Source organism: Arthrobacter sp. RCC_34, assembly GCF_041360795.1.
Lineage (GTDB): Bacteria > Actinomycetota > Actinomycetes > Actinomycetales > Micrococcaceae > Arthrobacter_E.
In genome coordinates, this window is record NZ_JBFUPW010000002.1 from 413,864 (window position 1) to 435,619 (window position 21,756).

At 67.3% G+C, this 21,756-nt stretch carries 23 protein-coding genes; 10 read left to right on the forward strand and 13 right to left on the reverse strand.

Features of this window, described 5'->3' with window-relative positions:
• Nucleotides 1-19: 19 nt before the first annotated feature.
• Nucleotides 20-1,429, reverse strand: a complete 1,410-nt coding sequence (locus tag AB6732_RS10565) for a PhoH family protein (protein WP_370960121.1) — start codon at nt 1,427-1,429, stop codon at nt 20-22.
• Nucleotides 1,430-1,702: 273 nt separating this feature from the next.
• Between AB6732_RS10565 and AB6732_RS10570 the strand changes: the two genes are divergently transcribed.
• Complete coding sequence (locus AB6732_RS10570) at nt 1,703-2,296, forward strand: GNAT family N-acetyltransferase (protein WP_370959920.1); 594 nt, start codon at nt 1,703-1,705, stop codon at nt 2,294-2,296.
• A gap of 91 nt (nt 2,297-2,387) precedes the next feature.
• Here AB6732_RS10570 and AB6732_RS10575 read toward each other — a convergent pair whose 3' ends face one another.
• A complete protein-coding gene (locus AB6732_RS10575) occupies nt 2,388-3,149 on the reverse strand; it encodes an isoprenyl transferase (RefSeq protein ID WP_370959921.1) in 762 nt (253 codons plus the stop codon).
• Nucleotides 3,150-3,288: 139 nt separating this feature from the next.
• Between AB6732_RS10575 and AB6732_RS10580 the strand changes: the two genes are divergently transcribed.
• Entirely contained in the window at nt 3,289-3,984 is a 696-nt protein-coding gene (locus AB6732_RS10580) for a hemolysin III family protein (RefSeq protein ID WP_370959922.1), read from the forward strand.
• Nucleotides 3,985-4,342: 358 nt separating this feature from the next.
• Here the strand turns inward: AB6732_RS10580 and AB6732_RS10585 are convergent, their stop codons facing one another.
• From AB6732_RS10585 to AB6732_RS10615, 7 genes are all read right to left on the reverse strand, one after another.
• On the reverse strand, nt 4,343-4,834 hold the full coding sequence (locus tag AB6732_RS10585) for a hypothetical protein (RefSeq protein ID WP_370959923.1): 492 nt from the start codon (nt 4,832-4,834) through the stop codon (nt 4,343-4,345).
• A 141-nt stretch (nt 4,835-4,975) separates the two neighbouring features.
• On the reverse strand, nt 4,976-5,560 hold the full coding sequence (locus AB6732_RS10590) for a hypothetical protein (RefSeq protein WP_370959924.1): 585 nt from the start codon (nt 5,558-5,560) through the stop codon (nt 4,976-4,978).
• Nucleotides 5,561-5,677: 117 nt separating this feature from the next.
• Nucleotides 5,678-6,319, reverse strand: a complete 642-nt coding sequence (locus tag AB6732_RS10595) for a hypothetical protein (protein ID WP_370959925.1) — start codon at nt 6,317-6,319, stop codon at nt 5,678-5,680.
• A gap of 200 nt (nt 6,320-6,519) precedes the next feature.
• Nucleotides 6,520-6,885, reverse strand: coding sequence for a hypothetical protein (locus AB6732_RS10600; RefSeq protein WP_370959926.1), 366 nt, complete (start codon nt 6,883-6,885; stop codon nt 6,520-6,522).
• A gap of 257 nt (nt 6,886-7,142) precedes the next feature.
• The gene (locus AB6732_RS10605; protein WP_370959927.1) at nt 7,143-7,505 is read right to left on the reverse strand and encodes a hypothetical protein; all 363 of its coding nucleotides are present in this window, start codon (nt 7,503-7,505) and stop codon (nt 7,143-7,145) included.
• Nucleotides 7,489-8,460, reverse strand: coding sequence for a sugar MFS transporter (locus tag AB6732_RS10610; RefSeq protein WP_370959928.1), 972 nt, complete (start codon nt 8,458-8,460; stop codon nt 7,489-7,491). The genes AB6732_RS10605 and AB6732_RS10610 overlap by 17 nt, the downstream gene beginning before the upstream one ends.
• A 9-nt stretch (nt 8,461-8,469) precedes the next feature.
• Nucleotides 8,470-8,676 carry a hypothetical protein gene (locus AB6732_RS10615; RefSeq protein ID WP_370959929.1) on the reverse strand — a complete coding sequence of 69 codons (207 nt, stop codon included), beginning with the start codon at nt 8,674-8,676 and terminating at the stop codon, nt 8,470-8,472.
• Between the two features lie 306 nt (nt 8,677-8,982).
• Between AB6732_RS10615 and AB6732_RS10620 the strand changes: the two genes are divergently transcribed.
• From AB6732_RS10620 to AB6732_RS10645, 6 genes are all read left to right on the forward strand, one after another.
• Nucleotides 8,983-9,702, forward strand: coding sequence for a FadR/GntR family transcriptional regulator (locus AB6732_RS10620; RefSeq protein ID WP_370959930.1), 720 nt, complete (start codon nt 8,983-8,985; stop codon nt 9,700-9,702).
• A gap of 97 nt (nt 9,703-9,799) precedes the next feature.
• The gene (locus AB6732_RS10625; protein ID WP_370959931.1) at nt 9,800-10,873 is read left to right on the forward strand and encodes an asparaginase; all 1,074 of its coding nucleotides are present in this window, start codon (nt 9,800-9,802) and stop codon (nt 10,871-10,873) included.
• A gap of 10 nt (nt 10,874-10,883) precedes the next feature.
• Entirely contained in the window at nt 10,884-12,320 is a 1,437-nt protein-coding gene (locus AB6732_RS10630) for an aspartate ammonia-lyase (RefSeq protein ID WP_370959932.1), read from the forward strand.
• 98 nt (nt 12,321-12,418) lie between these two features.
• Nucleotides 12,419-13,948 (forward strand): amino acid permease, encoded by a 1,530-nt coding sequence (locus AB6732_RS10635; RefSeq protein WP_370959933.1) that lies wholly within the window; start codon nt 12,419-12,421, stop codon nt 13,946-13,948.
• Nucleotides 13,949-14,093: 145 nt separating this feature from the next.
• The gene (locus AB6732_RS10640) at nt 14,094-14,870 is read left to right on the forward strand and encodes an AzlC family ABC transporter permease (protein ID WP_370959934.1); all 777 of its coding nucleotides are present in this window, start codon (nt 14,094-14,096) and stop codon (nt 14,868-14,870) included.
• On the forward strand, nt 14,863-15,192 hold the full coding sequence (locus AB6732_RS10645) for a branched-chain amino acid transporter permease (protein ID WP_066214545.1): 330 nt from the start codon (nt 14,863-14,865) through the stop codon (nt 15,190-15,192). The genes AB6732_RS10640 and AB6732_RS10645 overlap by 8 nt, the downstream gene beginning before the upstream one ends.
• Before the next feature lie 11 nt (nt 15,193-15,203).
• On the opposite strand, the gene AB6732_RS10650 is transcribed toward AB6732_RS10645, so the two are convergent.
• On the reverse strand, nt 15,204-17,372 hold the full coding sequence (locus AB6732_RS10650; protein ID WP_370959935.1) for a thioredoxin domain-containing protein: 2,169 nt from the start codon (nt 17,370-17,372) through the stop codon (nt 15,204-15,206).
• 304 nt (nt 17,373-17,676) lie between these two features.
• On the opposite strand from AB6732_RS10650, the gene AB6732_RS10655 reads away from it, so the two are divergent.
• Complete coding sequence (locus AB6732_RS10655; RefSeq protein WP_370959936.1) at nt 17,677-18,978, forward strand: MFS transporter; 1,302 nt, start codon at nt 17,677-17,679, stop codon at nt 18,976-18,978.
• Between the two features lie 43 nt (nt 18,979-19,021).
• Here AB6732_RS10655 and AB6732_RS10660 read toward each other — a convergent pair whose 3' ends face one another.
• Both AB6732_RS10660 and AB6732_RS10665 read right to left on the reverse strand, forming a co-directional pair.
• Nucleotides 19,022-19,510: a hypothetical protein gene (locus AB6732_RS10660; protein WP_370959937.1), complete on the reverse strand. Its 489-nt coding sequence runs from the start codon at nt 19,508-19,510 to the stop codon at nt 19,022-19,024.
• A gap of 151 nt (nt 19,511-19,661) precedes the next feature.
• Complete coding sequence (locus tag AB6732_RS10665) at nt 19,662-20,606, reverse strand: alpha/beta hydrolase (protein ID WP_370959938.1); 945 nt, start codon at nt 20,604-20,606, stop codon at nt 19,662-19,664.
• A 121-nt stretch (nt 20,607-20,727) separates the two neighbouring features.
• Between AB6732_RS10665 and AB6732_RS10670 the strand changes: the two genes are divergently transcribed.
• Entirely contained in the window at nt 20,728-21,195 is a 468-nt protein-coding gene (locus AB6732_RS10670) for a MarR family winged helix-turn-helix transcriptional regulator (protein ID WP_370959939.1), read from the forward strand.
• A 117-nt stretch (nt 21,196-21,312) separates the two neighbouring features.
• Here AB6732_RS10670 and AB6732_RS10675 read toward each other — a convergent pair whose 3' ends face one another.
• Nucleotides 21,313-21,651, reverse strand: a complete 339-nt coding sequence (locus AB6732_RS10675) for a hypothetical protein (RefSeq protein ID WP_370959940.1) — start codon at nt 21,649-21,651, stop codon at nt 21,313-21,315.
• Nucleotides 21,652-21,756 lie beyond the last annotated feature (105 nt).

Consider the following 21,756-nt stretch of genomic DNA (forward strand, 5'->3'; position numbering starts at 1 on the left):
GTGGGGTGTGAGCGGAGGCCTAGATCTCCGCGCCTTCCAGCAGTTCCGTGACGAGAGCCGCGATCGGCGAGCGCTCACTCCGGGTCAGGGTCATGTGCGCGAACAGCGGGTGCCCCTTGAGCGTCTCGACGACGGCGGCGATCCCGTCATGGCGTCCGACGCGCAGATTGTCGCGCTGCGCGACGTCGTGGGTGAGGACGATCTTGGAGTTCTGCCCCATGCGGCTCATCACGGTGAGAAGCACGTTCTTCTCGAGGGACTGGGCTTCGTCCACGATCACGAACGAATCGTGCAGCGAGCGTCCGCGGATGTGCGTGAGCGGGAGGACCTCCAGCATGCCGCGGTCCATGACCTCCTCAACCACCTCCTGGGAGACCAGAGCGCCGAGGGTGTCGAACACGGCCTGCGCCCAGGGGTTCATCTTCTCCGCCTCGGAGCCCGGCAGGTAGCCGAGTTCCTGGCCGCCCACCGCGTACAGGGGCCGGAAGACCACTACTTTCCGGTGTTCCTGGCGTTCCAGGACAGCCTCGAGGCCGGCGCAGAGGGCCAGGGCCGACTTGCCGGTGCCCGCCCGGCCGCCGAGGGACACGATCCCGACCGAGGGGTCCATCAGCATGTCGATCGCCAGCCGCTGTTCCGCCGAACGCCCGTGGAGGCCGAACACGTCGCGGTCGCCCTTGACGAGACGGACCTGCTTGTCGGCGCCCACCCGGCCGAGGGCCGAACCACGCGGCGAGAGCATCACCAGACCGGTGTTCACCGGGAGTTCGGCCGCGGCCGGGATCAGCACCGGTTCGTGGCCGTAAAGGGTGGAGACCTCCTCCTCGGTGACGTCCAGCTCGGACAGACCCGTCCAGCCGGTGTCCTTGACGAGTTCGTTGCGGTATTCGTCGGCGGCCAGGCCCATGGCGGAGGCCTTCACGCGCATGGGCAGATCCTTGGACACCACGGTCACATCGTGGCCCTCATCGGCGAGGTTCTTGGCGACCGCCAGGATGCGCGCGTCGTTGTCGCCGGACCGGAAGCCGGCCGGAAGCACCTCGGCGCTGATGTGGTTCAGTTCCACCCGCAGCGTGCCGCCGTCGGTCCCGAGCGGGATGGGCCGGTTGAGGCTGCCATGCTCGACCCGGAGGTCATCCAGCAGCCGCAGTGCCTTGCGAGCGAAGTAGCCCAGCTCGGGATCGTGGCGTTTGCCCTCCAGCTCGGCGATCACGACCACCGGGACGATGACCTCGTGCTCAGCGAAACGCAGCAGGGCCCGCGGATCGGAGAGCAGGACGGAGGTGTCGATCACGAAACTGCGGCCAGCGGGCGCCTGGTCCGGGGCCGTCCCCGTCGTGGAACGCCCCCGCGTGGTGCGAGAGGTAGCTTTCTTCGCGGTGCTCTTTTTCGCACCGGTGCCCTGCGCCGTGTCGTTCGCGGTGGTCACATCGGAAATAGCCACATCAACTCCAGCCCCGGGCGCTCGCCCGGATTGATCTAGGTGAGGCGGTCGGCCCGGAGGCCGGATCCGGCCTCCCCCGCAGCTGGTGCGATTCCTCGCTCCATGGATGGCCTCCCGTGGCGCCGGGAGTGTTCCCCGGCGTTAGGACCACGCTAACCCCGGAGGCCCGGCCACGACAGCCGCCACGGCAAGCGCGGCGTTAATTTTCCGTGAACGGCCGAGTCCGGGACCACCGGGGCGCCCCGATAGGCTGGCATCATGGCGACGACGACGATGCAGGAATGGGCGAGCGGGCTCTACACGGGCGAACTGACGGTGCTGCGGGGCCTTCTCCCCGAGGACCTCCCGGAGCTCACGGGCTGGTGGAACGACCCCGGACTCGCCGTGCTCCAGCGCTACACGACCTCGCCGCTTCTCACCGAGGACATCACCGAGCTGTTCCAGCAGTGGAGCAAGAACGACTCCATGAAGGCCGTGGGGTTCAGCATCATCGCTCAGAGCGGCGAGATGTCCCAGGGTGGCGAACTGGTGGGGCACGTGACCGCCTGGGGCATGAACCCGCGCGTCCGGACGGCGACGCTCGCCATCATGATCGGCCCCCGCTATCAGGGGCAGGGCTTCGGCGGGGATGCCCTGCGCGTCATGCTGCGGGTCGTCTTCGAGGAGATGGCCGCTCACAAGGCCGCCCTGGACACCTGGTCCTTCAACGACCGCGCCCTGCGACTGTACCGTTCACTCGGTTTCGTCGAGGAGGGCCGGGAGCGCGACGCCGTGTTCCACCGCGGCGAGTTCCACGACAAGGTGCATCTCGGCATGCTCGAGTCCGAATACCGCGAGCGGTACCGCAGCTAGGCGACTCGCCGTCGTCGTTGTGTGCTCAGTTGTTGCGGGTGTTTCGCGGAATCACCCGCAACAACTGAGCACACAACGCAATAGGGCACAGTCAGGTCCCGAAGCGGCGCTGCCGGCCCGCGTAGTCGCGGAGGGCGCGGAGGAAATCGACTTTGCGGAACGCCGGCCAGAGGGCCTCGCAGAAGTAGAACTCGCTGTACGCGCTCTGCCACATGAGGAATCCGGACAGACGCTGCTCTCCGGAGGTGCGGATGACAAGATCCGGATCGGGCTGGCCCGCGGTATAGAGGAAGCGCGAGATGTCCTCCACCGTGAGCGAGGTGGAGAGGGTTTCCAGGGTCTCGCCTCGCCCGGCGGCGTCCTTCATGAGCGCGCGCACGGCGTCGACGATCTCGCGCCGTCCGCCGTAGCCGACCGCTACGTTGACGTGCACGGCTTCCTGGACGGGGGTCTTATGAGTCAGGCGGTTGAGGCGTTCCGCGAGGTAATCCGGGAGCAGCTCCGGGGCGCCCATCGCGTGGACGGAGATGTTCTCGTCCTCGTCGAGGCGGTCGAGGGTGTCGGCGATGATCGTCATGAGTTCATCGAGTTCTTCGGAGGAGCGGCTCATGTTGTCGGTGGAGAGCATGTAGAGCGTGACGACCTTGACGCCGAGCTCCTGGCACCAGTGCAGGAATTCCAGGATCTTGTCCGCGCCGGCCTGATGTCCCCGGCTCGAGGGTGCGTTGAACTGCTTGGCCCAGCGCCGGTTGCCGTCCACCATGACCCCGATATGGCCCGGGATGCGGTCCTTGGCCAGCCCGTGTTCCAAGCGGCGTTCGTACATGCCGTAGAGGAAATCCTGAATGCTCATCAAGTCCCACCTCTTCCCGTTCGCGCGTACCCGCGCCGCGGGACTTCCGTGTCCAAGGCTACCGCCTGAGAAACGCATTCCGGGGCAGCTTTCAGGTTACCGGTCGGTAACCTACGGAAGCGTAAGTTAGCATGGAGGCATGCGGTCAGTAGCTCCCCAACAGCCCTCGTCCCCTGCCGCCCGCCTCGCGGCCCGCGCCGAAATGCTGGCCATCAAGCCCGCCTGGCGGGGATGGATCCACGCCGTGGCAGCGCCTCTCGCTCTGGCGGCGAGCATCGTCCTGATCTGCCTCGCTCCGACGCCGGACCGGAAGATCGTCTCGGCCGTCTACGCCTTCACAGGCCTCCTACTCTTCACGGTCAGCGCGATCTACCATCGCGGCAACTGGAGTCCGAAGGTCAAGGCCATCCTCAAGCGCCTGGACCACACGAACATCGTGCTGGTCATCGCGGGCAGCTACACCCCGCTGGCCTGGACCCTGCTCGACCGCCCGACGGCGAGCCTCGTCCTCTGGCTCGTCTGGGGCGGCGCGCTGGCCGCCGTCGCGTTCCGGCTACTGTGGCTGCATGCCCCCCGCTGGCTCTACGTCCCCATCTACGTGGCCCTCGGCTGCGCGGCGCTGCTCTTCCTTCCGCAGTTCTTCGCGGCAAGCGTGCCCGCCGCGATCCTGATCTGCTGCGGCGGCGCGTTCTACATCGCGGGCGCCGTGTTCTACGGCCTCAAGCGCCCGAACTTCAGCTACCAGTTCTTCGGCTTCCACGAGCTCTTCCACGCGTTCACGGTGCTCGGCTTCACCTGCCATCTGATCGCGATCTTCTTCAGCGTCCTGGGCTGAGGCTGCGCGGCAGCGGCCGCGCAGTCGGCACTGTCGTGCGCGACGCCGGGGACGGCGCCGGCACCCGGCGGCTGCGGGTGCCGCCCGGCGTCGTCGGCTGTAGCCGTTCGCGTCAGCGATGCGGCTGCTCAGCCCGGATGGGTGAACGCCACAGGCTTCCCCGCCGCTCGCGCGTAGGCGATCTCGCGCTTGGTCGACTCCCCGACGTAGCCACCGGGGTTGATGACCACGACGCGATCCGCCAGGTCGATCTTCCGGAGGTGGAGCTCCCCCTGGAACGCCTTCCGCTCGTCGGTAAGGGTTTCACCGGACCAGCCCGATTCGACCGGCGGAACCCAGCTCCCGCCAGGCTCTCTCGTCAGAAGAATCGAATGGTGCGGCGGAGTGCATCCGGAGATTCATCGAGCAGATCGCCCAGCGACTCGGCCCAGTCATGCTCATATTTCGGGTCGAGTGGTCTGCCGTCAGAACCAAGTTCCGACCTCGCGATGAACTCATCCAGATAGTCCATAGGACGGTCTTCGAACCGCCATATAAAATCCGCCGCTAACGCGAACGCATCCCGAAGGGTCAGGTACGCGACGTCACCATCGATCCTGAGTCGATCCTTCGGAATCGCCCAGAACGGAAACCGCCGCCCATATGCATCAGGCCGAAAGTTCTCAGCAGACGACGGCCACTCGATGTCCCCGACGTCGAGACACCCGAATTCCTCCCTGATCGCGACTCTCCAATCATCAGGTGATGCAGGATCGCCCGGAACTCCGTGACCCATAGGAACTGTCCCTCCGAGCAGGGTCACCAGATCATTGCCAGCACGCCCCCGATAATCGGCGACGAAACGAAGCATGACCCGATACGTTTCGGCAAGAGTGAGCTCGTCAGGGCGTGAGGTTCGAGCCATCACCGGATATTCCTTTCCACGGGCAGACACGCCGAGTCCCAGGCACTGATGACCCCGAAACGAAACTTCGCACGTCTGTTCGTCTGCTCATCCCTGGTTCGCCGACCAGCCCCGCATGATGGCCGATGCCTCCCGGCCGAGTTCCGGATCATCCACGTAGCCTGACACGAACTCTTTCCCCCGCGCACGGCCCAGGCGATTGATCGGCCTGAGAAAATAGATGCGATTAGTTCCGAACTCTGGGTTCTTCACGATGTTCATCATCTGATCCACATGAACCGAGCAGGCGCAACGTGAAAGGGCAGCTGCCAGACCATCGCTTTCACGGCTCCCACGAGGCGCCGCCCGGAAAAGCTCTTCTAGCTCATCCCAATACGGCGCCGCTTCGCGAGTTGCGCAGAGCCGAGCTATCCACCCCCGCGTATCGTCGTCATGGGCGCCGCTCTTCAGCTGCGAAATGGCAACTTCGAACAGCTTCGGATCGCCTATGCTCTTCCCAGTCGCTCGGTCATACGTCTCGACAATGCCTACCTCTGCCAACGCATCGTGGACTGGCTGCCTGTTACGACCCCTCTCAGCCGCACGAAGCGCCAGCTCGGCCTCTCTCGTCTTCTTCCGACGCAAATAATCTTCATCATTCATAAGTTTGGCCATCAGCTCGACAGAAGTCATAGGCTTCCGCCAGTTTCCGGAATTTGTCACGGTATCAACTCCTGGTTGATCAGCGTTTGGAGCATCGAAAAATGGAAGTTCCAGCTGCCGCGTTCGCCCAGCGATCCACCCATCCGCTCACTCAAATTCGGGACCGCACTGAATCGTGGACCATCCGGCGCCTCCAAAATTGGAGATAAAACTTCTCATGACAACTTCCGTTTCTTGGTCATTTTGGGCATCCTCGGATGACCCTGTGGAAAGTGGTTCTATCAGCTCCAGTGCGTCTGAAATATTTGTATAATATGACACGCCGAATAGCTCGAGTGTTGATAGCTCTAGTTCGGAACCCAGTATCACCATTTCCCAGCTGTTATCCGCCCAGCAGGTCCACTTCTGGCTCTCTCCGGAGATGGCCGTGCTCGTTGCGGAGTAATAGTTGTCTTCAACAGGATTCATCAGCATCGCCCAGTACGAGCCTGGGGTCATGGACGCCACGTCAATAGAATCCGCACGAGAGTGCAGCGTTTGTGAATTGCGAGATTCGCTCACTCCCACAAGATCGATAGAGCGATCACCGACGCGATTCGCAAATTCCTTCAGCAGATCAGAGAAATTTCCGTTCAGAAAGTGGTCCCAATGAAAATATGCCTCGTGCCTAAAACTTTGGCGAAATGGATCTGTAGGAACATGACTATTTAGGTCGAATATGCGGGAAAGTCTTGAATGAACATCTCCCCATGGGCGTATTTCGCGATCTACCTCCGCGTTTTCACTCATTCGTTCTACCTCCGTGCTAACCCAGTCGAATCTTCAATATTGCTTTGCGCATTCCGTCGAAGCAGTTGTCGAGCGCATGCCCAGAGATCAAGGAGAGCAAGTGACCACCGTCTTCTCTGAACCATCTACTCTCGTCAGTACGAAAGGTCCTAGGTACTTGGTTGTATGACAACCACAGGAGCGAAGGCTTTCGCTATCAGCTACTCGCTCCGACCTTCTGGGAATTCCCTCCACGGATCATTCTCTCTTAGCTGCGACCCCAAAAGACCTCTCAGGTATGAACCCGACTCGCCCGGGTCCGGGATCATTTCAACACCGCTGACAACTATTAATTGCTGAACTTCGTCCACCCCTTCGCTATAAGCACTTTCCAGCCAACTCAAGATTGCCTCTGCGACATCCCGATCTTGCGCACCTCTATCTGCCAGCCATCGGACGATGTCCGACATAATGAGGTGCGGCAACATTTCGCCAAAATTGTCCTCAAGAGACTCAGAGAGAATAGGTTCTAACTGGGGAAATGCGTGAACCATATTTCTGACGAACTGTTCTGTTTCATTTTTCATAGTTCAACCTTCAGTGCGCTGGATAGCTCATCAAGCAGGCTCAGCGTCGAACTCACGAGGACGCTGAAGTGTCACGAGCACGGTAGGACTTCCACTTGTTACAAGGCGAGTCGCACGAGAACTGCTTCGGAGGCTCCCTCAGGCCGTTGGGACCTCGCCCAGCGCCACGGATATCCTCTGCAGTTCCTCGGCCGGGCGGTTGGTAGCGACCTCCTGGCCGAAGTTCATGAGGGAATGGGCGTCAGCGGGGCGGTCACTCAAACCGGATAGGTGAACGCCACCGGCTTCCCCGCCGCTCGGGCGTAGGCGATCTCGCGCTGCGTCGACTCCCCGACGTACCCGCCCGGATTGATGACCACGACACGATCCGCCAGGTCGATCTTCCGGAGATGGAGCTCCCCCAGGAACGCCTTCCGCTCATCGGTGAGCGCCTCACCGGACCAGGCCGATTCGACCGGAGCGACCACGATCGCCCCGGCGAGGCCCAGCTCCCGCTGCGCGGCCCGGAACTCCTCCGCAAACCGCATCGAACCGCAGAGACAGACGATCTCGGGCCGCGCGATCTCCAACTGCCCAATCTCCGGCGGCGCAATCTCCGGCCGCTCAGTGCTCTCGGACACGGCTCCCTCCCCTCTCTTCGGCGCCGGACCTGCCGGGCAGGGCCAGCGCCGCCAGCGAAACACCGGCCATGGTCAGTGCCGCCAACCCTACTCCCCACGGTATCGAGGTCTGCTCGGCGACCCATCCGGCCACGACCGGGCTGAGGACGAAGGCCGAGTACCCGACGCCGTTGGTGAGGCCGATCGCGCGCCCCTCGGATCCGGCCGGCGCGTACCGGCCCGCCAGCGACATGCCGAGGGGCACGATCGGCGACAGGGCGAATCCCACCAGACCGAACCCGAACGTCGCGATCCAGCCGCCGGTCAGCCAGAGGGAAGCCACAATCGCCAGCGCGGACATCGCTCCCGCGCCGAGGAGCACCGCCCGATCACCCCAGCGCGTCACCGCCCGCTGAGAGACCGACCGGCCCAGCCACGACGAGAAATGGAACACCGCGATCGTCGATCCGGCGAGCCACGCCTGCGCACCGGCTTCGTGACGCACCAGGACCGCCAGGAATGTCTCCAGGATGCCGTCACCGAAGAAGCACAGGACGACGATCGCCACCGCGATCAGCACGGTCGCCGGAAGCCGCACGCCTCCGAGCACCGGAGGCCGGCCGCCGTCGTGCACCGCCGGAGTGACGGGCGGCAGCGGCTGCCGCAGGGTCCAGAGGCCGAAGGCGATCAAGGCGACGCCGAGGAGGGCGAATGCCGGTCGGAAGCCCGCGCCGACCACGCTCCCCACGGCGCTCAGCGTCGCGCCCACCGCGGCCGCAAGGCTGAACCAGGAATGGAACCCGACCATCGACTCCTGCGCAGTGGAACGTTCGAAGTCGGACCCGATGGCGTTGGCCGCGAGGTCGAGAAAGCTGAGGAGCAATCCGTACCCCAGGCAGGCGAGAAGGAATTGGACATAGTCCGCGACCGCGGCGTTGGCCAGGAAACTGGCGCCGGCGCCCACGAGCCCCACCACCAGCAGAGGTCAACGGCCCACCCGGTCGATGAGGAGTGCGCCCGTGGTGAGAGTGAGGATCCCGGCGGCCGCGCCGACGCCCGCGCTGATGCCGAGCTGCTCCGGGCTGAGGTGGAGGACGACGGCGACGTCGGCCCATTGGACGGCGCGCACTCCAACTTGGAGGCCGAGCAGGGAGAAGATGACGGCGATGAACCGTCGCTGAGGTGCATACATGAAGGAGTCTCCTGAGGGAACGTCTGAGAAAGGCGCCCTCCCCGGGAAATGCCGACAGACCTGCCGATGGCAGGCTGAAGGTCAGATGTCAGGGGGCGGGACGCATGAACGGGTCATGCGTCCCGCGTATTTCACCCTCGCCGGCCACGACGTCGAGAACTCTCATCACGGGGCACAGCCTAACAGCGCGGCGGGGCCCCGCACAGGGCATGGTGGCGACCAAGGTCGGCGATCATCATCGCCAGCCGAACCGCAACCCACAGCTCCCGATTGACAGCCCCTTGTGACCCGGGCCATACTCGACACATGAACCTGTCAGACAGCATGACAGCCGGACAGAGCGCGAAGGCAGCGTCGCCTTCCCCTCTGGGCCGTGTCAGCGCCCAGGAAGCCGTGCTCGCGCGGCTCCGGGAGAGCATCGAGGACGGCACCCTCGCCGTCGGCAGCAAGCTCCCCTCCGAAGCCGCCCTCGCCACCGGATATGGCGTCAGCCGGTCGGTCATCCGCGAAGCCCTGCGCTCGTGCGCCGCCCTCGGCCTGACCGAGACCCACACCGGCAAGGGCACTTTCGTCGTCTCCGCGCGCGTCTCCACCGATCTGGTGCTCGGCCGCTACTCCGCCCGGGACCTCACCGAGGCCCGCCCCCACATCGAGGTGCCTGCCGCGTCACTCGCCGCCGAACGCCGCACGGAGGACGATCTGGACACCCTGCGCGGCATCCTGGACGACATGCTTTCCGAGGACGATCCGGAGGCCTGGGTCGTCCTCGACTCGGCGTTCCACCTCCAGATCGCCCGGGCCAGCGGGAACAAGGTCTTCGAGACCGTGGTGAGCGATCTCCGCGAAGCGCTCGGCAAACAGTCCGGCACCCTGAACCTCCTGGCGGACCGCCAGCGCGTCTCCGACGAGGAGCACAGCGCGATCCTCGCGGCCATCGCCTCCGGCTCCCCCGACGGCGCCGCGCGCGCCATGCGGGACCACCTCGCCGCCGTCACCGCCGCCATCGACTCCCTCGACGGAGCCTGACCTCCACCACCGACTCCGCCGGACCGCACAGGCCCGGCCGCCCCGCCCGGGACCACTCAGACCCGGCACGATCCATCCAGCAAGGAAGGCGCCACCCATGCCCGACGTCCCGTCCCACGTCCCCCTGGCCACGCTGAGCCGTGACCAGCGCGTCGAAGGGGTCCACTACGGCTCCTTCGCCGTCGTTTCCCCGGACGGGGAACTGCTCTTCGGCGCCGGAGACCCCCAGACTCCGATGTACCCGCGCTCCGCCCTCAAGCCGTTCCAGGCCGTCGCGATGCTGCGGGCCGGGCTCGACCTGCCGGACGACCTCCTGGCCCTGGCCTCGGCGAGCCACAGCGGAGGCCCCGAGCACCGCGACGGCGCGCACCGCATCCTGGAGCTCCACGGACTGACCGAGGACGCCCTGGCGAACTCCCGCGACCTCCCCTATGGCGTCGCCGAGCGCGAGCAGTGGCTCCGCGACGGCGGCTCGGCGGATCAGATCTGCCAGAACTGCTCCGGGAAGCACGCTGCCATGGTCGGTGTCTGCACCCTGAACGGCTGGGCGGTGGAGGGCTACCTCGAACCCGGCCACCCGCTGCAGCGCCTCGTCGCCGAGACGGTCACCGAGCTCACCGGTGAAGAGCCCGCCCAATGGTCCACCGACGGCTGCGGCACTCCCCTGCCGGCCCTCAGCCTCACGGCGATGGCCCGCGGCTACGGGCGTCTGGCCCGCCTCGCCGCGGAAGCCGCCGAGAACGCCGGAGCCGACGACGACGGAGCCGCACCGTCCGCAGACCGCACCGGAATCGATGCGGCGGCCGCCGCCGTCGCGCGCGCCATGATGCGGCACCCTGAAATGGTGGCCGGCGAAGGCCGCGACGTCACGGCGCTCATGCGCGCGCTGCCGGGCTTCCTCGCCAAGGACGGCTTCGAGGGCGTCCAGCTCATCGGTCTCCCCACCGGCCACGCGGTGGCCGTCAAGATCTCCGACGGCGGAGACCGGGCCCGCATGCCCGTGGCCATCCGCGCTCTGTCCTCGCTCGGCGTCGACATCGAACCCGTGGCGGCCCTGGCGGCCCCGCCCGTGCTGGGCGGCGGCGTGGTCCGCGGCCACCTCGAAGCCCTCGACGCCGCCTTCCCCGCTCCCGTCTCCCCTGACCGAGCCCGAGCAGCCCAGACCCGATAGGACGAATGCTATGACCATCGCCCCCACCCCCATCGCCGACGAAGCGGTCGCCGACGGATTCCGCAGCGAGCATGACCTCCTCGGAAATCGCAACGTCCCCCAGAACGCCTACTGGGGCGTACACACCCTGCGCGCCGTGGAGAACTTCCCCATCACGGGGCAGCGCCTCTCCAGCAACCCCCACCTGATCCACGGCCTGGCCGCCGTGAAGCTCGCCGCCTCCCGCGCCAACCGCGAACTCGGCCTCCTCGACCCCGAGAAGGGCGCGGCGATCGAGGCGGCCTGCCTGGACATCATGGCCGGGCAGCTGGACGACCAGTTCGTGGTGGACGTGATCCAGGGCGGCGCCGGGACGTCGTCGAACATGAACGCCAACGAGGTGATCGCCAACCGTGGGCTCGAGATCCTCGGCTTCCCCCGCGGCGACTACGCCCACCTGCACCCCAACGATGACGTGAACCTCTGCCAGTCCACCAACGACGTGTACCCCACCGCAGTGCGCATCGCGACGGCACGCGGCATCGAGGGCCTGCTGAGCGCGCTCGAGGAGCTCCAGGAGGCCTTCCGGGTCAAGTCCGCCGAGTTCCGCACCGTCGTCAAGATGGGCCGCACCCAGCTGCAGGACGCCGTGCCCATGACGCTCGGCCAGGAGTTCGGCAGCTTCGCCGTCACCATCGGCGAGGACCGCGAGCGCCTGCGCGAATCCGCGCGGCTCATGTACGAGATCAACCTCGGCGCCACCGCGATCGGCACCGGCCTCAACGCCCCCGCCGGCTACGCCGAGTCCGCCTGCCGCCACGTCGCCGAAGCCACCGGGCTGCCCCTCGTGACGGCGCCGGACCTGATCGAGGCCACCTCGGACATGGGCGCCTTCGTGCACTTGTCCGGCGTCCTCAAGCGCGTGGCCGTCAAGCTCTCCAAGATCTGCAACGACCTGCGGCTGCTCTCGAGCGGTCCGCGTGCCGGTCTCGGTGAGATCAACCTGCCGGCCGTCCAGTCCGGCTCGTCCATCATGCCCGGCAAGATCAACCCGGTGATCCCGGAGGTCGTCAGCCAGGTGGCCTACGAGGTGATCGGCAACGACGTCACCGTAACCATGGCCGCGGAGGCGGGCCAGCTGCAGCTCAACGCCTTCGAACCCGTGATCGTGCACAGTCTCCACAAGAGCATCACGCACCTCGAAGCGGCCTGCCGGACCCTGACGGCACGCTGTGTCCAGGGCATCACCGCCAACACGGCACATCTGCGCTCCACCGTGGAGCACTCGATCGGCCTGGTCACCGCGCTCAACCCCCAGCTGGGCTACGCGGCTGCCACCTCGATCGCTCAGGAAGCACTCGCCAGCGGGCGCGGCGTGGCCGAACTCGTCCTGGAGCGCGGCCTGCTCTCGGCCGAACGGCTGGAGGAGCTCCTCCGCCCGGAACGCCTCGCGAATCTGTCCTCCTGACCCCCTCCCCCGCGGGTGCGTTCCGTGCAATCTTGAAGAAACCCCGGCGAAACGCACCTCGTGAATACTGATCTCCCCACCACTCACCGAAAGGACCCATGATGTCCTCCTCCGGAAGCTCCCCGAGTCCACAGGCGGTCCCCGACCACCTGGAGGACGGCGGGCACGCCCACTCGACCGACCACGTCCTGCACGCCGAGGACGCCGGCTACCACAAGGGCCTCAAGAACCGCCAGGTCCAGATGATCGCCATCGGCGGCGCCATCGGAACCGGCCTCTTCATGGGCGCCGGTGGGCGCCTGGCCGCGGCGGGCCCGTCCCTCGTCTTCGCGTACGCGATCTGCGGCGCCTTCGTCTTCCTCATCCTCCGCGCGCTGGGCGAGCTGGTGCTGCACCGCCCGTCCTCCGGCTCGTTCGTCTCCTACGCCCGTGAGTTCTTCGGTGAGAAGGCCGCGTTCGTCTCCGGCTGGTTCTACTGGATCAACTGGGCCATGACCACGATCGTGGACACCACGGCCGCGGCCCTCTACATGAACTTCTTCGGCAAGTACGTGCCGTGGATCGCCGCCGTCCCGCAGTGGGCGTGGGCTCTGATCGCCCTTGTGGTCGTTCTCTCCCTGAACCTCGTCTCGGTGAAGGTGTTCGGTGAGCTGGAGTTCTGGTTCGCGCTCATCAAGGTCGTCGCCCTGGTGTCCTTCCTCCTGGTGGGCATCTGGCTGGTCATCTTCGGCACCCCGACGGGCGCCCCCACCGGGTTCTCCCTCATCACGGACAACGGCGGCATCTTCCCGAACGGCATGATGCCGATGATCCTGCTCATGCAGGGCGTGGTGTTCGCCTACGCCTCCGTGGAGCTGGTGGGCACCGCGGCCGGCGAGACCGAGAACCCGCAGAAGATCATGCCGAAGGCCATCAACTCCGTGGTGTTCCGCATCGCGGTGTTCTACGTCGGCTCCGTCATCCTGCTCTCGCTCCTCCTGCCGTACACGGCGTACCAGAAGGGTGTCAGCCCCTTCGTGACGTTCTTCGGTTCCATCGGCGTGCAGGGCATGGACTCGATCATGAACCTCGTGGTCCTGACCGCCGCGCTCTCCTCCCTCAACGCCGGCCTGTACTCCACCGGCCGCATCCTGCGCTCGATGGCCGCGGCCGGCTCCGCGCCCAAGTTCGCACTGCGCATGAACAAGGCGGGCGTGCCGTATGGCGGCATCGCCATCACCGCAGTGGTCTCCCTCCTGGGCGTCCCGCTGAACTACCTGGTGCCGGGCGAGGCCTTCGAGATCGTCCTCAACGTCGCTTCCGTGGGCATCCTCGCCTCCTGGGCCACGATCATCCTGTGTCAGATCCAGTTGCAGCGCTGGGCCGCCAAGGGCTGGCTGGAGAGGCCGTCGTTCCGCATGCCGGGCGCCCCATACACGGGCTACGTGACCCTGGTGTTCCTCGCGCTGGTGCTCATCATGGTGTTCATCGACTCCCCGTGGACCCTGCTCGCCACGGTGGTGGCCTGCGGTCTGATGGTGGTCGGCTGGTTCGTCTGCCGTGACCGGATCCGTGCCATCGCCGAGGCCAGGAAGGGGTTCACGGGCGCCGCTCCCGTGATCGCCAACCGGCCGACGCCTCGCGCCTGAGGTACGCGGCACTCGCTGAAGCACCCCACTGACGCACGACGACGGCGGCCACCCCGGCCGCCGTCGTCGTGCGTTTGGGGTGTCCCGGCGCAGTCCGGCTGGCCACGCGTCCGCAGGTCACCGATGCGTTCCCTAGGATGGTGGGGTGCCCCAGCAGAATCCCGGACCCGCAAGCCCACCGCCCGCCCGGTACGCCGGGCTGCGCGCGGCCTTGTCCGAGGCGGGCATGGTCTGTCTGGGTTTCGTTCCGCTCGGCATGGGCCTGGGCGTCCTGGTCACCAATCACGGGCTGCCCTGGTGGGTGGCGCCGCTGCTGTCGGGAGTGGTGTTCGCTGGGTCGGTCGAGTTCATCCTGGTGGGGCTGCTGGCGTCGGCCACCCCGGCGCTGAGCATCGCGGTCACCACGTTCCTGGTGAACTCCCGGCACCTCTTCTACGGCTTCTCCTTCCCCCTGGACCGGGTGCGCGGGCGGCTCGCGAAGACGTACAGCATCTTCGCGCTGTGCGATGAGGCCTTCGCGCTCCTGTCCGGCCGGAGAGGGGAACGCGCGAGTTCTTCGCAGATCCTCTGGACCCAGCTGCTGCTGCAGATCTCCTGGGTCTCCGGCTCGGTGCTGGGCGCGCTGCTCGGCTCCGGCTTCCTGGGCAGCATCAAGGGCCTGGGCTTCCTGATGGTGGCGCTGTTCGTCGTGCTGACGCTGGACGCCTTCCGAGCCCGGCCCGATGTGGCGCTCGTGGCCCTGGCGGCGGGGTCGGCGGTCCTGGCCCTGCTGCTCGCCCCGGCGCAGATGCTGCTGGTGGCCCTCTGCCTCCTGTTCGCAGGACTGCTCCTGCGGCACTGGCGCGAATCGCGCTGGACCGGCAAACGCGGGCACGGCGATCAGGGTGGGCCCTCCGCCCCGACGGGAGGCTCCGATGACTGACGTCCCGTACCTGCTCCTCGCCGTGGCCGCGGCCGCCGCCGTGACGTTCGCGCTGCGCGCCATCCCGTTCGCACTGAAAGGCGCGCTCAAGGACTCACCGCTCCTGGCCGACCTCCGGGTGTGGATGCCGCTGGGCGCGATCCTGATCCTGCTCTTCTACGCGGTGAGCGGCGTGGACTTCGGCGGTTCCGGCCACGGCATCCCCGAGATGGCCGGCATCGTGGTCACGGCCCTGACCCATTGGTGGCGCCGTAACGCGATCCTCAGCATGGCGACGGGCACCGCGGTGTGCCTCGTCCTGGCGAACCTGGTGTTCGTCTGAGGCGAGGGCGCTCAGCGCAGCCCGGCCCGCAGCTCCTCCGGTGAGTCCACGGGTGCGTGGCACACCATCTCCCGGCACACGTACGCCCGCGGCGACCCGTCCGGCCCGGGCGTGCGGCCGTCGAGCAGCGGCACTCGGCCACTGTCCTCACCGATCGCGATGACCACTCCGGGCCGCGCGCTGCCGAACACCGCGTCGAGCAGACGGTCCCGCTCGGGCCCGGCCTCGCCCACGACGGCGACCTCCAAGACGCCGAGCAGCCCGGCCAGTTCGACGGCGAGCGCCGTCCCGGCCACACGAGGCTGGCCGGACGCCGCGTCCGACGCAGTGCGGGCCAGTCCGAGTGCCCGGTCCCGCAGCGTCAGGTCGCCGGTGAGGGCCGCAAGCGTCTGCCACGCCCCGGCCAGCACCGACACCGGCGCCGGGGTCGCGCCGTCGAAGAGATCGACCGCCGAGCGGCCGCCGTAGGCCGCCCGCAAGGGTTCGAGGTCTGTGGAGCTCTGCCGGAGGTCCTCGTTCAGCACCTGGCCGTCGCGGAGGAAGCCGGACTCGACGGCGTCGGAGAGCTCGCGGGCCCACTCGTACCAGGTGGCGTCACCGGTCATCTGGTACAGCGCGAGCGCGGCTTCCAGGGTGTGGGCATAGTCCTCGAGCAGGTCCGCCACCGGCCCCGGACGTCCCTCATGGGACACCCTGGCCAGCGACTGCGTCCCAGAGTTCCAGTGCACCTCGCGCAGATACCGGGCGGCTGCCTCGGCCCGCTCCACCCATTCGGGTCGCCCGAGGACCCGCCCGGCCTCGGCGAGGGCCGTGATCGTCATGGCGTTCCAGGAGGCGACCACCTTGTCATCCACCGCCGGACGCGGACGCGTGGCCCGAGCGGCGAGGAGCACGGGGCGCGCGCGGTCGAGCAGCGCTCGGCCGTCGTCGTCGAGGGCGCCGCCCGGATGCAGGGGCGAGCCGAGCGCGGAGACGCTCCCCCGCTCGGCCACGTGCAGCAGGCGGGCCAAGCGCAGGCCGTCCTCGCCGAGGAGTTCGAGCAGCTCGGACGGGGTCCAGAGCGCGAAGGCCCCTTCACGCTCGTGCAGCCCGACCTGCGTCAGCCCGATGCGGGCCAGCTGGTCCGGCGAGGGCTCGGAGTCGGCGTCGATCGCGGACAGGAACGCGCCGCTCGTCCCCGCGGCCAGACCGCCCTGGTCCGCGGGGGTGAGCAGGAAGCCTGCCAGGGCCTCGACCACGGCCTCGGCTTCCGCGTCGGGGAACACGGCCTCCCAGGCTTCGCGGGAGGCGGTCCCTTCGGGCGACCGCAGCAGCCGGACATACCGGGCGTAGGCGCGCAGGAGGAGCGCGTTGTCGTAGAGCATCTTCTCGAAGTGCGGCACGGACCAGTCCCCCGTCACGGAGTAGCGGCAGAAGCCGCCGTCGAGCTGGTCGCGCAGGGCCGAGCGTGCCATGGCGGCGAGCGTCCGAGCGGCCAGTCCCCCGGCCTCCTCGGCCCGGGGCAGCCCGCTCGCCGCGTGATCGGTGAGGAAGGGCAGCAGCGGACCCGGCGGGAACTTCGGGGCCTTGCCGAACCCGCCTTCCGGGGATTCCAGCTCCCCCAGACGCGCGACGGCGGCGGCGAGCCTGGCCGCCGTGCCGCCGTCGTCGGCCGGGGCGGCCGTGAGATGCACCGGCGAGGCGAACTCGCTCAGACCCTGGGCGAGGCGGGAGGCCTGCTGCTCGACGGCGTCGCGGCGCTCCGTCCACGCCTCGGCGACGGCCGCGAGGACCTGGCTGAAGGCGGGCATGCCGCGCGCGGGACGGGGCGGGAAATAGGTGCCGGCGTGGAAGGCGCGGCCGTCGGGGAGCAGGAAGACGCTCATGGGCCAGCCGCCCTGCCCCGTCATGGCCTGCGTGGCGCTCATGTAGACGGCGTCGACGTCGGGGCGCTCCTCGCGGTCCACCTTGACCGGCACGAAATGAGCGTTCAGGTACGCGGCCACGGCGGGGTCGTCGAAGGACTCGTGGGCCATCACGTGGCACCAATGACACGCCGCGTACCCCACGGAGAGGAAGACCGGGACGTCCCGTGCGGCGGCCTCCGCGAAAGCCTCCGGGCCGAAGACGTGCCAGTCCACGGGCTGCTCGGCGTGCTGGCGGAGGTAGAGGCTGCTCTGTCCTGCGAGGTGATTGGCCATGCAGCCACCGTAGCCCGGCACGCGTGACAGTGGCGACGGGGCGTCACGAACCGGCCGCACCCCATGCCCGCCCCCGCTCCCCGACCCACCCTCATCGACTGCTCCATACGATGTCGTTTTCCCCTGGATTCGAGGGATTTCGGCATCGTATGGAGCAGTCGATGGGGGTTGGAGGGGTCACCCTCGTCTGCGGGCAACAGGTCCTCGGGATGACGGTCCTCGTCAGGGAACGATATGTTGAGGAACACATGGTGGCGGCACTGGGTCGCGACGAGCTGGTCCCATACCGAACGGGAGGACGGCCATGAGGTCGAGTCAGGGCCTCGGCGCCGCCACGTCCCTGGATCGGGTACAGGGAGCACGAACGGGACGGTCCGCGTTCAGTGACAGCTCGTTCCGCTGGCTGTGGGCCGCCACGATATCGGCGCAGGGCGCATCAGCGATCGCGGGAGTGCTGATTCCGATTCTGGCCATCCAGGTCCTGGGTGTCGGCGCGGCCGGTGTGACCGTGCTGTCCACCGCTGCGGCATGCGCCGCCGTGGTGATCGCTCTCCCGGCCGGGATGTTCACAGAGTTCCGGCGCAAGCGGCCAATCCTGATCGGCTCCGATGCGGTTCGTTTCCTTGGCTTCGCACTCCTGACGGCCGCGGCTCTGTTCGGGTTCCTGTCACTGCCGTGGCTCGTCGCGGTCCTGTGCGTCAACGCGGTGATGCAGATGCTGTTCGGCAGTGCCTCCCTGGCCCATATCAAGGACCTCGTCCCCGAAGAGTCGCGGGCGGATGCCGTGGGCAAACTCCAGGGCGCGGCATGGATCGCCATGATCGGTGGTCCTGTCGCGGCCGGCTTGCTCGCGAGCGTCGCCCCTCTGACCGTTCTGCTGGCCTGCGCTGCGCTCTGCTTCCTCGGAAGTGCCGGCTGCATTTCCCTCATCCCCAGGCCGGAGAGCCCACCGCCGATCCAGGCTGACGAACGCCACCCCTTCCGAGATGCCTTCGCGGGCATCACCTACTTCGTCCAGGAACCGGTCCTCCGCAGACTCCTGGTTTCCTGGGTTCTTTTCGCCGGGGCCGTCGCCGCCCTCACCCCGGTGACCCAGGTCTTCTTCCTCCACGACCTCGAGTTCTCCACCACCGAGTACGGCATCACCATGGGAGTCCCCTCGATCGCAGCGCTGGTAGGGTCCTGGCTCAGCGGCCCACTCCTGAAAAAGCTCGGCCTTCGCCGCGCCATCAGGATCGGAAGCTTTGCTCGCGTCCCCCTCTACCTGGTCTACCCGGTCCTCCCGGCAGGACAGCTGGGCCTCATCGGCGCGGTTGCGGCATTCGCCGGGATCCTTTTGATCTCGTCGACCGTCAATGCTGCAATCTCGACGCTCCGCATGGAAATGACCCCTGATTCCCTCCTGTCGAGGACCAGCTCGGCGTGGATGGTCGCGACCATGTCGGCGGGGCCCGTCATGATTCCCCTGGCCGGTGTCGTCATGACCGCGTCATCACCTCGGGTGGCTCTCGTGTGCCTTGCCATCACCGTCGCAATCTCGGCGTTGGCGCTGCCGGATAAGGCACTCCGGAAACGGCTTCCGGCTCGCGCTGACGCACCTCGCTGAAGAGATCCCTCACTACGCCGGCCTTCGCTGACCTGGCACCAGCTCACCGACGGCGCTTCACTGCCAGACTCCCCGACCGCCGTCGTCGGTCGCATCGGATGGCCAGTCCGAGCAGCAGGACCACGATCGCCGCTTCCATCGGCAGCCACCAGCTCAGATCGGACGCCGTGAAGCCGCGGCCGTCGCCGGTGCCGACGATCGCCCGGTACACCCCGATCCCGACCACGAAAACCGACACCGTGATCACGCAGACCTCGCCGACCCGGGACCCCTCGACCGAAGCGATCTGCACGGCGAGCAGACTGATGAGGAGCGCGGCGATCGCGATGATCCCCGCGACCAGCGCCCCCTGGGCGCTCTCCTCAGGCCCCAGATACGTATTCTTCCGGCTTGGCGGGTCGAACATCACGGCGAAGGTGAGGGCCGCCGTCAGGCCGATCGTGAGCAGCGTCCCCCACACCACCGACCCCAGGCTCGGCTTCCGCGGGGCGGGCTCACGCGCGGACTCCGGCTTCGGGTCACGACTCTTCACGCGGCTCATCGTAGACCGCAGGGCCGGCGCGGCAGGAAATCCCCACCGCACCGGCCCCACCCCACCCCTTCATCGACTGCTCCACAGGATGTCGTTTCGCCCCTCATATCGAAGGATTTCAGCACCCTATGGAGCAGTCGATCAGCCGGGCTCAGGCCAGCGCGGACTTCAGCGTCTGGATCGCCAGCGCCATGGCCGCACGCGCACCGTGGGTGTCGCGCAGGGCATCCAGCATCACGAAGTCGTGGATGACGCCACCCACCCGGATCTGGGTGACCGGGACACCGGCATCCCGCAGCTTGGCCGCGTAAGCCTCGCCCTCATCACGCAGGACGTCGGCTTCAGCCGTGATCACGAGCGCAGGCGGGAGCCCGGCAAGTTCCTCCGTGGTGGCCCGCAGTGGGGAAGCGGTGATCTGGTTCCGCTCGGCCTCATCGGTGGTGTACTGATCCCAGAACCACTGCATGGCGTCGCGGCGCAGGAAGTACCCCTCGGCGAACTGGTGGTAGGACTCGGTGTCGAACGACGCGTCGGTCACGGGGTAGAACAGCACCTGGTGCTTGAACTCGACCCCGCCCCGCTCCTTGGCCATGAGGGTCAGGACGGTCGCCATGTTGCCGCCCACGGAGTCGCCGGAGATCGCGAGACGCGAACCGTCCAGCCCCTTCTCCGCACCGTGCTCGACGATCCAGCGTGCCGTGGCGAAGTTCTGCTCGATCGCATGCGGGTAGCGGGCCTCGGGCGACAGGTCATACTCCGGGAAGACGACGGCGGCGCCCACTCCCACGGCGAACTCACGGACCAGGCGGTCGTGCGTCGCCGCATTGCCGAACACCCAGCCGGCGCCGTGCGTGTAGAGCACGACGGGCAGCGCCCCGGTGGCCCCTGCGGGACGGACGATACGAGCGGACAGAGGGCGTTCGCCGCCGATCTCGACCCACTCCTCATCGATGGCCGGCTTCTCGACTCCCTCACCGGACTGCACGTCGATGACAGCCTTGCGCCCTTCCACGGGGCCAAGGTCGAAGAGGTACGGAGGCTCGGCGGTGGCGGCCGCGAACTCGGCGGCGGCGGTTTCCAGGATCGGCTGGGACATGGCGTTCACTCCTTGATCGATGGTGCGCAAATTACCTTGCACGCAAGGAATCTATCGAAGTCTCACCTTGCGCGCAAGGTATTTATCGAAAAAACTTGCGCACAAGTTGTACCGTGGGAGGATGGCGACACCTCAACATGGCCTCGACCTCGGCGATCAGCTGTGCTTCTCCCTCTACACCGCACAGCGCCTCGTGACGGCGGCCTACCGCCCGATTCTGGACACCCTCGGGCTCACATACCCCCAGTACGTGGCGATGCTCGCGCTCTGGGAGAAGGCGCCCCAGACCATGGGTGAGCTGGGCGAGAAACTGGGCCTCGACTACGGCACCGTCACCCCGCTCATCAAGAGGCTCGAAGCGACAGGGCTGGTCGTCCGCGAGAAAGTGCCGGAGGACCAGAGGAGCGTCCAGGTGAACCTCACGAGCGCGGGGCAGCACCTCCGGGACAAGGCCGTCACCGTGCCGGATGCGATCGCGGACGCCATGGCCCTCGACACCGAGGAGTTCCAGACCCTCAAGGACTCCTTGGAGCACCTCAGCGCGAATGTGGCGCAGCGCCTGGGAAGCCGCGCGCCGTCCTCGGACTGACTTTTCGGACGCGCAACGACTTTCTGGACGCACGACGGCGCTGGGAGGCGTCAGGCGCGCATCCGCGCTTCACGGGGACTGGGGCTCAGCGGTATGCAGCTCGGTGGTGCACACGGGTCAGCGAGCGTTGCGCGGGCCGTTCTCGCCGTCGTCGGTCGCGATCGGAGTGCCGTTCTCCGGCTCGGCGCCGGCCTGACCAGCGCCGCTCTCCTGCCCAGCGCCGTCCTGCTGCGTGCCGTCCTGCTCCGCCGCTTCGGCCACTTCACCGCGGTAGCGGACACGACGGATGCGGCGGACCATGTCGACGATCAGGAACGCCATGATGATGACGATGAAGGCCGTGGCGAGGAAGCCCAGGAGACCCGGGGTGACCATGTCCTGCGTCAGGCCCGGCTTCAGGCCCGGGAGGGGGCTGGGGCTCGGGTCGTTGGCAAGTTGCACAAGCAGCTGGTACACGCTTCACACCTTCAGGTTCTGGGGGACTCCCCCAATTCTACGCCGGATAGAACTGCCCCGAGACCGGCCGGGCCCGGCCCCGGCCGAGCGTCTCGGCCGTCCCGG

Coding starts and splice junctions, on each gene's coding strand:
- AB6732_RS10570 (WP_370959920.1), top strand. CDS start 1,703: ATGGCGACGACGACGATGCAGGAATGGGCGAGCGGGCTCTACACGGGC.
- AB6732_RS10575 (WP_370959921.1), bottom strand. CDS start 3,149: ATGAGCATTCAGGATTTCCTCTACGGCATGTACGAACGCCGCTTGGAA.
- AB6732_RS10580 (WP_370959922.1), top strand. CDS start 3,289: ATGCGGTCAGTAGCTCCCCAACAGCCCTCGTCCCCTGCCGCCCGCCTC.
- AB6732_RS10585 (WP_370959923.1), bottom strand. CDS start 4,834: ATGCTTCGTTTCGTCGCCGATTATCGGGGGCGTGCTGGCAATGATCTG.
- AB6732_RS10590 (WP_370959924.1), bottom strand. CDS start 5,560: ATGACTTCTGTCGAGCTGATGGCCAAACTTATGAATGATGAAGATTAT.
- AB6732_RS10595 (WP_370959925.1), bottom strand. CDS start 6,319: ATGAGTGAAAACGCGGAGGTAGATCGCGAAATACGCCCATGGGGAGAT.
- AB6732_RS10600 (WP_370959926.1), bottom strand. CDS start 6,885: ATGAAAAATGAAACAGAACAGTTCGTCAGAAATATGGTTCACGCATTT.
- AB6732_RS10615 (WP_370959929.1), bottom strand. CDS start 8,676: ATGTATGCACCTCAGCGACGGTTCATCGCCGTCATCTTCTCCCTGCTC.
- AB6732_RS10620 (WP_370959930.1), top strand. CDS start 8,983: ATGAACCTGTCAGACAGCATGACAGCCGGACAGAGCGCGAAGGCAGCG.
- AB6732_RS10625 (WP_370959931.1), top strand. CDS start 9,800: ATGCCCGACGTCCCGTCCCACGTCCCCCTGGCCACGCTGAGCCGTGAC.
- AB6732_RS10630 (WP_370959932.1), top strand. CDS start 10,884: ATGACCATCGCCCCCACCCCCATCGCCGACGAAGCGGTCGCCGACGGA.
- AB6732_RS10635 (WP_370959933.1), top strand. CDS start 12,419: ATGATGTCCTCCTCCGGAAGCTCCCCGAGTCCACAGGCGGTCCCCGAC.
- AB6732_RS10645 (WP_066214545.1), top strand. CDS start 14,863: ATGACTGACGTCCCGTACCTGCTCCTCGCCGTGGCCGCGGCCGCCGCC.
- AB6732_RS10650 (WP_370959935.1), bottom strand. CDS start 17,372: ATGGCCAATCACCTCGCAGGACAGAGCAGCCTCTACCTCCGCCAGCAC.
- AB6732_RS10655 (WP_370959936.1), top strand. CDS start 17,677: ATGAGGTCGAGTCAGGGCCTCGGCGCCGCCACGTCCCTGGATCGGGTA.
- AB6732_RS10665 (WP_370959938.1), bottom strand. CDS start 20,606: ATGTCCCAGCCGATCCTGGAAACCGCCGCCGCCGAGTTCGCGGCCGCC.
- AB6732_RS10670 (WP_370959939.1), top strand. CDS start 20,728: ATGGCGACACCTCAACATGGCCTCGACCTCGGCGATCAGCTGTGCTTC.